Origin of the sequence: Sorangium sp. So ce394, from assembly GCF_051474665.1 — a bacterium.
GTDB lineage: Bacteria > Myxococcota_A > Polyangia > Polyangiales > Polyangiaceae > Sorangium > Sorangium cellulosum_D.
The window spans coordinates 3,171,255-3,184,788 of record NZ_CP150339.1 but is presented as its reverse complement, the minus strand read 5'-3'; the positions used below and the strand labels follow the sequence as shown (position 1 = coordinate 3,184,788).

Sequence of the window (13,534 nt, the reverse complement as noted above, 5' to 3'; positions counted from 1 at the left end):
CACCGCTCATTGCGTCAGCTCCTCTTCCACGAACGATCCGAGCTCGACATAATCCCTGTACAGCGCGTCATAGAGCCTGGCGCGCGCGGGATCCGGTCGATAACGGGCCTCGGTCCCGGAGGACATCGCGCGCTGCGCGTCCTCGATCGTGGCGTGCAGGCCCGCCGCGGTCGCGGCGAACATCGCCGCTCCCAGGGCGACCGGCTGCTCGCCGGCGCGGACCTCGACGGTCATGTCGAGCACGTCCGCGAGGACCTGCATGGTCAAGGGGCTCTTGCGCGCGACCCCTCCGATACCGATGATGCCGTCGATGCGGATCCCCTGCGCGCGGAAGCGCTCGACGATGGCGCGCGAGCCGAACGCGATCGCCTCGACCAGCGCGCGGTAGATCCGCGGCGCGTCGGTGCCCAGATCCAGGCGGGCGATCGCGCCCTGGAGCCGCTGGTCCGCGTCCGGCGTCCTCCGCCCGTTGAACCAGTCGAGCGCGACGACGGAGCTCCGCGACGGCGGGATCTCCGCGGCGGCCTTGTCCAGCGCGGGGATGATCCGGTCCATGATCGCGTCGGCGAGCGCCGCCCGGCGCGGATCGCCGGCCTCCGGGGCGTCCGGCTGGATCGCGAGGAGCGGCCAGCTGAGCAGCTGCTTGAACCACGCGAAGACGTCGCCGAAGGCGGACTGCCCCGCCTCGTAGCCGATCGCGCCGGGGAGGATCGAGCCGTCCACCTGGCCGCAGATCCCGGCGACCAGGACCTCGGGCGCGTCCGTCTTCGGGGCGACGAGCATGTCGCACGTGCTCGTGCCCATCACCTTGAGCAGGTGGTGAGGCTGGATGTCGCCGCCCACCGCGCCCATGTGCGCGTCGAAGGCGCCGACGCCCACGACGACGTCCGCCGGGATGCCGAGCGTCGCGGCCCACGCGGGCGAGATCGTCCCGAAGGGCGCGTCCGCGGTGAAGGTGCGCGAGCCGAGGGTCTCCCTGAGCGCGGGCAAGCGTGGGCTCAGCCTCGCCAGGAAATCGCTCGACGGATACCCGTCGAACTCCGGGTGCCACATGGCCTTGTGGCCCGCGGCGCAGCGGCTCCGCCGGATCCGCCCGAGATCCTCGGTGCCGGTGAGGACCGCCGGGATCCAGTCGCAGTGCTCGAGGAGGGTGACCGCCGCGCGCGCCACCGCCGGGTTGTTCTCGATGACGTGGAGCGCCTTGGCCCAGAACCACTCGGAGGAGTACACGCCCCCCGAGAACTTCGTGTAATCCGGGCCGCCCCAGGTGCGGGCGAGCTCGTTGATCCGCGCCGCCTCGGCCACGGCGGTGTGGTCCTTCCAGAGGATGAACATCGCGTCCGGATCCTCCTCGAAGCCAGGGAGCAGCGAGAGCGGCCGGCCCTTCGCGTCGGCCAGGACCGGCGTCGAGCCGGTGGTGTCGACCGAGATCCCGCGCACGCGCGCGGCCACGTCGCCCCCCGCCTGCTTCAGGGCCGCTCGGATCGACGACTCCATCGCAGCGAGGTAGTCGAGCGGATGCTGGCGGAACCGGTGCTCGCGCGGGTCGCAATAACGACCTTGCGCCCAGCGCGGGTAGGGCGCGACCGCCGCCCCCGCGAGCGCGCCGTCGCGCGCGTCCACGACGACCGAACGGACGGAGTCGGTGCCGAAATCGATCCCGATGACGAAGGTCCCAGTGCTCATGACGACCTGCTCATGGAGAAGCCGAAGTAACGAGTTTCAATGTGAACGTTAACATCTTCGATGTCAACAACAATCGCCTAGCCGCTGCTGCGGGGCTCGGCTCCCGGCACGGGTGAGCTCGTCTGGTCGCCGCGTCGAGCGCGGCGCCGCGATCACTTGAACTGAAAATAATCCAGGTTGAGCAGAGGATCAGAACCGCTACCGGTGAAGCGTAGACAGATATCGTGGACTCCCGGCGGAACCTGAGCCGCGCACTCGACATCCTTCCACGCCTGCCAGCCTCCCGTGGGGCCGACCGCGCACACGCCGACGCGCTCGCCCGGCGTGTCGGTGAACCCCTCGCAGCCGCCCAGCAGCACCTCGATCGAGCCGCCAGCGGTCGAGCCCGAGGACACGCGCGCCTGGAAGGTCTCCACGCCGCCGCCGAAATCGAGCTGCGAGTACCCGATCCAGTCCTTGTCGTTGATCCAGCCCACGGCGACCCCGGCCCGCGCGCCGCCCTCTTGCACGACGTCGACCTCGATGCCGCGCTGGGCGGCCATGGTCTCCGCCTCCATGCGGGCGCGCGCGTTGACGCTCTTCAGCTGAGCCACCCTGCCCTTCGTGGCGGAGACCTGGACGATCTTGCCCTGCGCGTCGTACATCAGGTTGTCGACCGTGATGCTGCGCTGGTAGTTCGAGAAGCCGTCGCGCTTCGCGAGCACGCGGTTGTGGAAGAAGATGTACCAGTTGCCCTGGTACTCGACGATCGAGTGGTGGTTGTTGTCGCCGTTGTTGTCGGCCGGGCTCGGCAGGATGGTCCCTGCGTAGGTGAACCCGGTCATCGGGTTGTCGCTCATCATGTAATCGATGTACGCCGCGTGGCCCGTGAAGTCGGTCGAGTACGAGAAGTAGTATTTCCCGTCGCGCTTGTGCATGAACGACGCCTCGAAGAAGGCCGGCGCCTTGATGGTCGTCGCCGACGCGTCCGCGAGGCTGATCATGTCCCGGCCGAGGCGGATGACGCGAGCGTTGTCGCCCGTGCCGGTCGGACCTCCGCCGAAATAGAGGTACGCCTGGCCGTCATCGTCGATGAAGCACGTGGGGTCGAAGAGCCAGTCCACGTCCCCGACGCCCGGCGTGCTCTTCGAAATGAGCGGCTTGCCCAGCGCTTCCTTGAACGGGCCTCCCGGCGTGTCGGAGACCGCGACCCCGATCCCGCTCCCCGAATCCGGGAAGTACAGGTAGTATTTTTTGTTAGCCTCGCTGTAGCAGGCGTCCGGAGCGTACAGGTACCTGGCCCACGTGTCCGCCGCGGCCAGCGCGACCCCGTGATCCTGCCAGTTCACGAGGTCGTCCGACGAGAAGACGTGGTAGTCGACCATCGAGTAGCCCGACTGGTCGTCCGGGTCGTGGGACGCGTAGATGTACACGCGCCCTTCGAACACGTGCGCCGACGGATCCGCCGTGAAGATGTGGCTCACGATCGGGTTCCGGGCGTACCCGTTCGCCACGCCGGGGGGAGCGCCGCCGGCGCCGCCGCCGCCGCCGCCGCCGGTCGCGTCGACCCCGCCCGTCGTCGCTCCGCCGCCGGTGCCGCCGGTCGTGGAGACGGCGGCGCTGGTCGTCGAGGCGCCGCCGGTGCTGACGGTCGTGCCCTCGGAGGAGCCGCCCTGGCCTCCTCCCGTCGAGGACCCCGGGGTGTCGAGGGGTCCGGCGCAGCTCGGCGCCGAGAAGGCAGCTGCGAGCATCAACGAAGAACGAGCGAGTCTCCTCATGGTCATCGTGGCTCCTGGTCCCACGCCTCGCCCGCCCCTCCCGCGCTCGGCTGGGCTGCGCCCACGACGGCTGGCGGACGGCGTCCGTGCCGAACGGGCCCGGCAGCGGCGGTTCCGGCGCGCGCAGCGGCCCGCTTCGGGGCAAAGCCGAAGGATGAGACGGCATTGTGAACGTTCACATGGCCGAAGTCAATGCCGATCCTGCCCGCGACGGCTGAGCCTGGGATCCGGCGGCGGCTGGCGCATCGCTCCTGGAGCGGCGCGTCAAGCGGGCGGGCGCCGAGCCCTGGTCATGTTCGATGTGGATTCCAATCCGTCCGTTCACGACTAAGCTCCAGCCCCGATGGCTGAGAACTCCCCTCCAGAGCGGCGCGTCAAGCGAGGCGGGCGCCGCGCCGCGGTCATGGTCGATGTGGCCAAGCTCGCCGGCGTCTCGCACCAGACCGTCTCGCGCGTCCTGCACGACAGCCCCCACGTGCACCGCGAGACGCGCGAGCGCGTGCTCGAAGCGATCCGCCAGCTCGACTACCGCCCGAGCTCCGTGGCGCAGGCGCTCGTCACCGGGCGCTCGCGGACGCTGGGCGTGGTCAGCTTCGACACGACGCTCTACGGCCCCGCGTCGACGCTCCTCGGGCTCGAGGAGGCGGCGCACGACGCCGGGTACGGCGTCAGCATCGCCAGTGTCAAGTCCCTCAGCCGCGCGTCGGTGGTGGACGCGGTGAAGCGGCTGTGCGACCAGGGCGCCGACGGCGTCGTGGTCATCGCCCCGCAGCGGTCGGCGGTGGACGCGCTCCGCCACATCACCTCCGACGTGCCGGTGGTCGCCGTCGAGGGTGGGCCGGACGACTCGATCCCGGTGGTCGCCGTCGACCAGCACGGCGGCGCGGCGGCCGCGACCCGCCACCTCCTCGACCTGGGCCACAAGACGGTGTGGCACGTCGCCGGTCCGCCCGACTGGCTCGAGGCCGACCAGCGCATCGACGGCTGGCGTTCGACGCTCGTCGCCGCCGGCGTCGAGCGGCCCCCTCTCCTGCGCGGCGACTGGAGCGCCCGCTCGGGGTACGAGCTCGGCCCGCAGCTGGTGCGCACGCCGGGCATCACCGGCGTGTTCGTGGCCAACGACCAGATGGCGCTCGGCCTGCTCCGCTTTCTCCACGAGGCCGGGCGCGACGTGCCGAAGGACATCAGCATCGTCGGCTTCGACGACATCCCGGAGGCGGCCTACTTCACGCCGCCTCTCACCACCGTAAACCAGGATTTTTCCGCGCTCGGGCGAAGGTGCCTCCACCTCCTGCTCGGTCAGATCGAGAGCGGCCACCGCTCCTATGCGCACGTCGTGGTCGAGACCAAGCTGGTCGTGCGCAAGAGCACGGCCGCGGCCCCCCGGAATCGCTGAGCGCGTACGGGCCTCCGGCGTAGGCCCGCCGGCCCGGTCCTCCACCGGGTCCGGGCGCGGACGCTCCGTCACATTTGTTTTGACATCGGCCATGTGAACGTTCACATTCTCCCCAGGGGTATTCTTTCGCTTTGCCCCGGAGGAGGCGGCCGTGCGTACCGGGCCCTGCGTCCTCGGGATCGAGATCGATCCGCGCGCCGACACCGCTCGCACGGTCGTCGCGCAAGCGATCGCTGACGGTGATCGACGTTGTGCCCAGGTCACGCCGGGCGATGTGCGGTTCGAGGTGCGACCAGCAGCCCTGAGGCAGGATTGCCCGCCGCGGGCTCCCGTGCGTCGTCACTCCCTTACGTTATCGGAGAGCAAGATGAAGAAGCCGTGGTGGCACGAGCGCCGTACTTCAAGAGAGATCGCCGCTGTGTGCACGCTCGCATTCGCGGCCGCGTGCACGGGCACGCTGGGTGACTCGGAGGACGGCGATGGGCCCCCCTCCGTTGGAAGCGACGGACCGTCGACGGGCTCGGCTCCTCCGCCGTTCCAGCCCGCCGCCGGGATGCTGCGCCGTCTGACGAGAACGCAGTTCCGCAACGCGGTGCGCGACGTGTTCGAGGTCGAGGTCGACGTCAACAAGCTCGACTCCGACAGCTGGAACGGTAACTTTGCAGTCATCGGCGCCGCGACCGTCGTGACCTCGGAACGCGGCGTCGAGCAGTACCACACGGCCATCGAGGACGCCGTGAACACGGTGTTCGCGGATTCCGCGAGGCGGGACCGATTCATCGGTTGCGCGCCCACCGGCGCGCAGGACGACGCTTGCGTGCGCGGCTTCATCGAGACGCAGGGGCTCCGAGCGTGGCGCCGCCCGCTCGAGGCCGCGGAGGTCGACCGGCTCGCGGGGGTCGCCGCGACGGCCGCGACCGAGCTCGGCAGCGCCATCGAGGGTGCCCGCTGGGCGACGGTGGCCCTCTTCACGTCGCCGAACTTCCTGTATCGCCCGGAGCTCGGAGCGCCGAGCGCCAGCGGGTCGCTCCGCCTGACGGGCTACGAGATGGCGTCCCGGCTCGCGTTCCTGGTGTGGAACAGCCTGCCGGACAAGGAGCTGCTCGACCAGGCCAAGAGCGGCGTCCTCGAGACGGTGGAGGGGGTCCGTGAGGCGGCGACGCGGCTGCTCGACGCGCCCGCTGGACGCGAGGCCGTCGGCGCGTTCGCCGAGGAGTACATGCGGCTCGAGCGCATCGGCACGCAGGCCAAGGACACGGAGCTATTTCCGGAGTACGGCCCCGCGCTGCAAGAGGCGATGGTCCGCGACATGCGAGGCACCTGGGAGATCCTCGCGTTCGACGATCATGCGAGCGCGCTCGACCTGTTCTCGACCACGAAGGTCGTCGTCAACACGGAGCTCGCCGAGCTCTACGGCCTCGACACGACCGGCCTCAGCTCGAACAAGTTCGAGGTCCGCTCGTTGCCCGCGGACGGCCCGCGCCTCGGGATCCTCGGCAAGGCGGGCTTCCTCTCGCAGTTCGCGAACCAGAAAGAGGGCTCCCCCACCCTGCGCGGCAGGTTCATGAGCGAGGCCCTTCTGTGCAAGACCATCCCGTTGCCCCCCGGCGACGTCGACATCGTGCTCGACGAGCCGACCGCGGATATGCCCCTCACCAAGCGTCAGCGGCTCGAGCGCCACCGGACCGACCCCACCTGCGCCGGTTGCCATGCGTTCATGGACCCCTTGGCCCTGCCGCTCGAGAACTTCGACGCGATCGGCCGCTACCGCACGACCGACCACGGCCTGCCGATCGACCCGAGCGGGTCGTTCGACAAGCAGCCGGTCGCCGACGCGCGCGAGCTCGGCGAGGCCATCGGCTCGAACGACAAGGTCGCGCAATGCCTCGTCCGCAAATTCTACTCGTATGCGGCGGGGCACGAGGAGCGAGACGTCGACGGCAGCGTCGTCAACGAGCTGAGCGCTTCGTTCGAGGCGTCGGGGTTCCAGCTGCGCGAGCTGGTCCTCGACGTCGTGACGAGCAAGGCCTTTTCGTCCGTCGCCCCCCAACGCTAGTCGCACGGTATTCCCCATGACGCTTAAAGCTTTGAATCGACGCACCGTACTCCGGGGCATGCTGGCGACGGGCGCCGCCGTCACCATCCCGCTCCCCCTGCTGGAGATCATGCTGAACCAGAGCGGCACGGCGTACGCTGCGCCGAACTCGCCGGTCTCGCCGCTCTACGTCACCTGGTTCTTCGGGAACGGCACGCTGCCCGGCCGCTGGAAGCCGGCGCGCACGGGCTCCGGCTCGGCCTGGGAGCTCAGCCCCGAGCTCCAGCCGCTCGCCGACCACAAGTCGCACCTCACCGTGATCAGCGGCCTCGAGAACAAGCTCGTCGTGTCCGGCCTCGAGCACCCCACCGGGTCGGCGGGGGCGACGACCGGCGCGCCGCTCGGCGGCAACGCCGTGCGGGCCGCCTCCATCGACCAGATCGTCGCGGATGTCATCTCGGAGGGGGCGCCGTACCGCTCTCTCGAGGTGGGATTGACGCCGGCGACGCCGGGAGGCCCCCAGGACTCGCTGCACACGGTCTCGCACCGGGGGCCGAACTCGCGCAACAACCCGGAGTTCGACCCGAAGGCCGTGTTCAACCGGTTGTTCATGGGCACATCGCCCGCGCCCAGCGATCCGCAAGCGGAGCAGGCCGCGAAGCTCGCGCGGGTCCGGAAGAGCGTGCTCGACTCCGTCCTGGAAGACGGCGCGAGCCTGCAGCAGCGGCTCGGCGCGGCCGACAGGCAACGCGTGGAGCAGCACCTCGACTCGATCCGCGCCATCGAGCGGCGCCTCGAGACGACGGCCCCCGGCGACGGCACGCCGGCGGCGTGCAGCAGCCCGACGGCCCCCGCCGTCGGCAAGGATGTACAGAGCGAGGCGCCCCCGGCGGTGAACACCGCCATGGTCGAGCTCTCGGCGCTCGCGCTCGCTTGCGAGAGGACCCGCGTGCTCTCGTTCATGTTCTCGCTGCCCGCCGCGCACGTCTACTACCGGCACCTCGCGCAGGACATGAACGACGACTTCCACGACACCATCTGTCACGGCGATCCCGGGGATCAATCCAGCCAGCCCCGCGTCGACAAGGGCGTGATCTACACGATGCGCTGCCTCAACGAGTTCTTGACCAAGCTCAAGAATACGCCGCACGGCAGCTCGAACTTGCTCGACAGCTCGCTCGTCTTCGTCACGTCCGACACCGCCTGGGGAAAGACGCACTCGCGGACGGAATGGCCGGTGCTCTTGGCGGGCAAGGCCGGCGGGCGGCTGCGCGGCGACGAGCACCACAACTTCCCCGGCGACAACCTGAGCAAGGCGCTCCTGACGGTCGCCCAGATCATGGGCTCGAAGGCGACCGAGATCGGCATCGACGCCGGCCGGGTCAACTCACCGCTCCAAGGCATCCAGGTCTGAGCGCGGCGCAGCCCGGAGCGGGCGCGCCGCCCGCGCTCGCGAACACGTCACCCCTCATCGCACGGTGTTCCCCATGGCGATCAAAGCCTTGAATCGACGAACCGTACTCCGGGGCATGCTGGCGACGGGCGCCGCCGTCACCATCCCGCTCCCCCTGCTGGAGATCATGCTGAACCAGAGCGGCACGGCGTACGCTGCGCCGAACTCGCCGGTCTCGCCGCTCTACGTCACCTGGTTCTTCGGGAACGGCACGCTGCCCGGCCGCTGGAAGCCGGCGCGCACGGGCTCCGGTTCGGCCTGGGAGCTCAGCCCCGAGCTCCAGCCGCTCGCCGACCACAAGTCGCACCTCACCGTGATCAGCGGCCTCGAGAACAAGCTCGTCGTGTCCGGCCTCGAGCACCCCACCGGGTCGGCGGGGGCGACGACCGGCGCGCCGCTCGGCGGCAACGCCGTGCGGACCGCATCCATCGATCAGATCGTCGCGGACGCCATCTCGGAGGGGGCGCCGTACCGCTCTCTCGAGGTGGGCGTGACGCCGGCGACGCCGAACGGCCCCCAGGACTCGCTGCACACGATCTCGCACCGGGGGCCGAACTCGCGCAACAACCCGGAGTTCGACCCGAAGGCCGTGTTCAACCGGTTGTTCATGGGCACATCGCCCGCGCCCAGCGATCCGCAAGCGGAGCAGGCCGCGAAGCTCGCGCGGGTCCGGAAGAGCGTGCTCGACTCCATTCTGGAAGACGGCGCGAGCCTGCAGCAGCGGCTCGGCGCGGCCGACAGGCAACGCGTGGAGCAGCACCTCGACTCGATCCGCGCCATCGAGCGGCGCCTCGAGACGACGGCCCCCGGCGACGGCACGCCGACGGCGTGCAGCAGCCCGGCGGCCCCCGCCGTCGGCAAGGACATGCAGAGCGAAGCCCCGCCGGCGGTGAACACCGCCATGGTCGAGCTCTCGGCGCTCGCGCTCGCCTGCGAGAGGACCCGCGTGCTCTCGTTCATGTTCTCGCTGCCCGCCGCGCACGTCTACTACCGGCACCTCGCGCAGGACATGAACGACGACTTCCACGACACCATCTGTCACGGCGATCCCGGGGATCAATCCAGCCAGCCCCGCGTCGACAAGGGCGTGATCTACACGATGCGCTGCCTCAACGAGTTCTTGACCAAGCTCAAGAATACGCCGCACGGCAGCTCGAACTTGCTCGACAGCTCGCTCGTCTTCGTCACGTCCGACACCGCTTGGGGAAAGACGCACTCGCGGACGGAATGGCCGGTGCTCTTGGCGGGCAAGGCCGGCGGGCGGCTGCGCGGCGACGAGCACCACAACTTCCCCGGCGACAACCTGAGCAAGGCGCTCCTGACGGTCGCCCAGATCATGGGCTCGAAGGCGACCGAGATCGGCATCGACGCCGGCCGGGTCAACTCACCGCTCCAAGGCATCCAGGTCTGAGCGCGGCGCAGCCCGGGGCGGGCGCGCCGCTCGCCCGCCCGTGACCGCGGGCCCCAGCGCGGCGCCAGCACCGGCGGCGCCGGCTCGGTCGCTCAACGGGCGGCGCGCGGGCGCTCCGTGGGCCGGAGCGCGTGGGCGATGCCGCTCTGCAAGCTGCTCAGCGTGACGATGCCGGAGAGGTCCGCGCCGAGCTCGATCAGGGCCCTCGCCACCTCGGGGCGGATGCCCGTGAGCACAACGCGCGTGCCGAGCATCCGGGCGGCGCGCGCGGTCCGCGTCAGCGCGTCGGCGACGAGCGCGTCGACGGCGCGCACGCCGGTGATGTCGAGGAGCGCGGTGTGGGCGCGCTGGCTGCTGATCCCGGCGAGCAGCGTCTCCATCACCTGCCCCACCCGCGCGCGGTCGAGCGTTCCGACGAGCGGCATGGCCAGGACGCCGTCGGCGAGCGGGATGAGCGGCGTCGAGAGCTCCCGGAGCGTCTCCCGCTGCGCGGCGATGACCTGCTCCTGCAGCGCGGCGCGCTCGGCCTCCGAGCGCCTCAGGTCGGTGTCCTCTCTCACGACGCCGCCGACGCCGACCAGCTCGCCGCGCGCGCCGTGAACCGGGAATTTGACCGTGGAGAAATAGAAATTCTGGCTGCCGTAGTCCAGCACCTCTTCGTACCGCAACGGCCGGCCGCTCGCGAGGACCTCGCGTTCCTTCGCCACGATCGCGTCGGCGACGTTGGGCGGCGTGGCGCCGAACTCATGCTCGTCCTTGCCGAGGAACTCGATGGCGTGCCGCCCGAGCGCGCGCGCATAATGGCGGTTGACGAACACGTACCGCCCCTCCGCGTCCTTGATGAACATGACGTTCGGCGAGTTGTCCACGAGCTGCAGGAGGAGCTGATAGCGCTCGTGCACCAGGTGCTCTCTCCGCCGCGGATCGTCGCCTTCATCCACGATGGCCGCGATCTCCCGGACGTCGCCTCGCTCGTCGCGCAGCACGGCGTAGGTCCACCGGCAGGTGATCGCGTCTCCCTCTCTCGTCCTGCCCGCGCTCGTGGTGGTGGCGAAGAAGCTCTCGCCAGCGTCGTGCTTGAACGCCTGCACCGCCTGGGGCGACACCGGATCCGCGGCCACGAGGTCGGAGAGACGGCGGCCCACGGCCTCGCCCTCGCTCCAACCGAAGAGGCCCTCGGCGCCGTCGCTCCAGCGCGTCACGGTGCCATCCAGGCGCCAGTGGACCAGCGCCGGCACCTGCGTGGCGCCCCGCGCGAACGGCGCGTCGAGGTACGCCGCTGACGCGCTGACCAGCCCTGTCTCGCGCGCGAGCTCACCGCGCAGCGCGGCCAGCTCGTTCTCCAGCTCTTCGACGCGCGCGCGCAGCGCCGCGCTCTCTGCCTTGGGGTCGATGTCGCCGTCGATGTGCGCGGACACCCCACCCCGCGCGGGGCTCCCGTCGAGCTCGCGATACGCGCCCGCCGAGCCCTCTGCGCCCGAGCCGCGGTCTCCTCCGGATCTCCCGTGCGCGTGTCCGCGTCCGCTCGATCCCGACGTGCCCTCGCTCCTGTCGCGGCTCATCCTCGCCCCTCTGCGCGCTGCTCCGAAAGCGCGTCCGTAGTGTAACGGACTTGCAAGTCGAGATCCCACCAAAAATCCGACCAGCCGCCACTCGCAGGCAGCGGGGGCGTCGGTCGATTGGTGTTGACACTCCAAATGTGAGCGTTCACAATCGACCAAAGCGGTATCCTTTTGCTTCGCCTTGGGTGGGTGTCGTGCGCCCGAGGCCCTCGTCGTCCGCTCGATCCCGGCCTCGACTCCGCACGTCCTGCGGTGCGCGCCGCGAGCGGCGGATCGGCGCACCGCAGGTCGCCCGCGGTCGCGCGCCTCCTGGGATCGCGCGATCCTTCGCGATTTCGCGCACGAGCGAGGTCGCGAGCTCCGGTCGGGCTCGAATTGCTCATCGTCGATCGGCCGCCGGCCAGACGTCGCGGGTCAAACCGAAGCCGCGCTCGATGACGGAGGAGACGACACCGTTTCTGGTCTCTGGTGGTTACGCTGTCAGCCACGCTGAAAGAGCTGCTCATTCGTCAGAGCCTGTTGAGGAGACAATGATGACCTCACCGTCTTTTTCGATCACCGGCCGACCGCGCTGGAGGCGGGCGCTCGGCGCGGGGCTCTGCGCTGCGGCGCTCCTCCTCGCGGGGTGCACCGGTTCCCTGGGCGACCCGGATCAGGGCGACGGCGCCTCGCCGGGCGGCGCGGCGGCGGCGCAGGTCGCCGAGCGCAGCATGTTCCCGCGGCTCAGCCACGCGCAGTGGGAGAACACGGTGCGCGATCTCCTGCGCCTCGACGACAGGCCCGGTCTCTCGGCGTCGTTCACGACCGATCCGCTCGGCGGCGTGTTCGACAACAACGAGGCCGCGCTCCTCGTGACCCCGGGGCTCTGGAGCGATTACCAGCGCGCCGCCGAGGAGCTCGCGGCGATGGTGGCCGAAGACAAGGGCAAGCTCGATCGGATCGCGCCCGCGGACCTGCCGGACGAGCCGGAGGCGCGGGCGCTTGCGTTCGTCGAGCGGTTCGGCGAGCGGGCGTTCCGGCGGCCGCTCACGACCGGCGAGCGGGACGCGTACCTCGCGCTGTTCCACCGCGGCGAGGAGCTCTTCGAGGGCGACGATCCGTTCGCCGCCGGCGCGCGCGCGGCGCTCGAGGCGTTTCTGCAGTCACCCCATTTCGTCTACCGGGTCGAGGTCGGCGTCGGGCCGGCGAAGGGCGGGCTCATCCCGCTGAGCGGCCATGAGATCGCGACGAAGCTCGCGTACCTCTTCTGGAACACGATGCCCTCCGACGACCTCCTCGCGGCGGCGAAGGCAGGCGAGCTCTCGACCCCCGAGGCCGTCCGCGCCTACGCCGAGCGCATGCTCGACGACCCGCGCGCCCGCGAGGTCGTCGGCGCGTTCCACCGGCAGCTCTACGATTACGAGCAGTACCACGATCTCAACAAGGATCGGGCGCTCTACCCCGAGTTCGTCCCCGAGATCGGGGACGACATGCAGCGCGAGGCGGAGCTGTTCGTGGAGCACATCGTCTTCGACAAGGAGGGTGGGCTCACCGACCTGCTCACCTCGCGCACCGCGTTCGTGAACGACCACCTCGCCGCGGTCTACGGCGTCGAGGGCGAGTTCTCGGACAAATTCGAGCAGGTGGAGCTCGCCGAGGCGGAGCGCTCGGGGCTGCTCACGCGCCTCGGCTTCCTCGCGTCGAAGGCGACGGCGCGGCAGCCGGACTCGATCCACCGCGGCGTCTTCGTGAACCTCAGGATCCTCTGCGCCGCGTTGCCGCCGCCGCCGGACAACGCGACGGGGCTGCCGCCGGGCGAGCACGCGACCAATCGCGAGCGCGTCGAGGCGCACACGGGCAAGGGGACGTGCGGCGAGGCGTGCCACGGGACATGGATCAACCCGGCCGGGTTCGCCTTCGAGCATTACGACGCGATCGGCAAGTACCGCACGATCGACAACGGCGTGCCGGTCGACGCCGCGGACGCCTACCGGTTCGGCGGCGAGCTGAAGAGCTACGCGGACGCGATCGAGTTCAGCCGGATCCTCGCCGAGAGCGACGAGGCCCACGCGTGCTACGCGCGGCGCTGGATCGAGTTCGCGCAGGGCCGAAGCACGGGCGCGAAGGACCGGCAGTCCATCAAGGAGCTCGGCGAGGCGTCGCGGGGCGGCGCCTCCACCAAAGAGCTCATCCTTCAGGTCGTCTCGTCCGACACCTTCCTCACCCGTGTTCCCGCGGAGGCGCAATGATCAGCC

Annotated in this window: 8 protein-coding genes; 5 read left to right on the top strand and 3 right to left on the bottom strand. The window is 70.3% G+C overall.

The features are described 5' to 3' along the window. Nucleotides 1-6: 6 nt before the first annotated feature. A complete protein-coding gene (locus tag WMF33_RS11855) occupies nucleotides 7-1,686 on the bottom strand; it encodes a ribulokinase (protein ID WP_437337233.1) in 1,680 nt (559 codons plus the stop codon). 152 nt (nucleotides 1,687-1,838) lie between these two features. Continuing rightward, nucleotides 1,839-3,416, bottom strand: a complete 1,578-nt coding sequence (locus tag WMF33_RS11850; RefSeq protein WP_437339470.1) for a glycoside hydrolase family 43 protein — start codon at nucleotides 3,414-3,416, stop codon at nucleotides 1,839-1,841. 370 nt (nucleotides 3,417-3,786) lie between these two features. Between WMF33_RS11850 and WMF33_RS11845 the strand changes: the two genes are divergently transcribed. The 4 genes from WMF33_RS11845 to WMF33_RS11830 all read left to right on the top strand — a co-directional run bounded on the left by WMF33_RS11845 (nucleotide 3,787) and on the right by WMF33_RS11830 (nucleotide 9,738). Further along, nucleotides 3,787-4,839, top strand: coding sequence for a LacI family DNA-binding transcriptional regulator (locus WMF33_RS11845; RefSeq protein ID WP_061628533.1), 1,053 nt, complete (start codon nucleotides 3,787-3,789; stop codon nucleotides 4,837-4,839). Between the two features lie 367 nt (nucleotides 4,840-5,206). Then, on the top strand, nucleotides 5,207-6,895 hold the full coding sequence (locus tag WMF33_RS11840; RefSeq protein ID WP_437337232.1) for a DUF1592 domain-containing protein: 1,689 nt from the start codon (nucleotides 5,207-5,209) through the stop codon (nucleotides 6,893-6,895). A gap of 58 nt (nucleotides 6,896-6,953) precedes the next feature. Then, nucleotides 6,954-8,288, top strand: a complete 1,335-nt coding sequence (locus tag WMF33_RS11835; RefSeq protein ID WP_437337231.1) for a DUF1552 domain-containing protein — start codon at nucleotides 6,954-6,956, stop codon at nucleotides 8,286-8,288. A 115-nt stretch (nucleotides 8,289-8,403) separates the two neighbouring features. Then, complete coding sequence (locus tag WMF33_RS11830) at nucleotides 8,404-9,738, top strand: DUF1552 domain-containing protein (RefSeq protein WP_437337230.1); 1,335 nt, start codon at nucleotides 8,404-8,406, stop codon at nucleotides 9,736-9,738. A gap of 92 nt (nucleotides 9,739-9,830) precedes the next feature. On the opposite strand, the gene WMF33_RS11825 is transcribed toward WMF33_RS11830, so the two are convergent. Then, a complete protein-coding gene (locus WMF33_RS11825) occupies nucleotides 9,831-11,156 on the bottom strand; it encodes a PAS domain-containing protein (RefSeq protein WP_437337229.1) in 1,326 nt (441 codons plus the stop codon). A gap of 677 nt (nucleotides 11,157-11,833) precedes the next feature. Here WMF33_RS11825 and WMF33_RS11820 point away from each other — a divergent pair. After that, a complete protein-coding gene (locus WMF33_RS11820) occupies nucleotides 11,834-13,528 on the top strand; it encodes a DUF1592 domain-containing protein (RefSeq protein ID WP_437337228.1) in 1,695 nt (564 codons plus the stop codon). The last annotated feature ends 6 nt before the right edge of the window (nucleotides 13,529-13,534 follow it).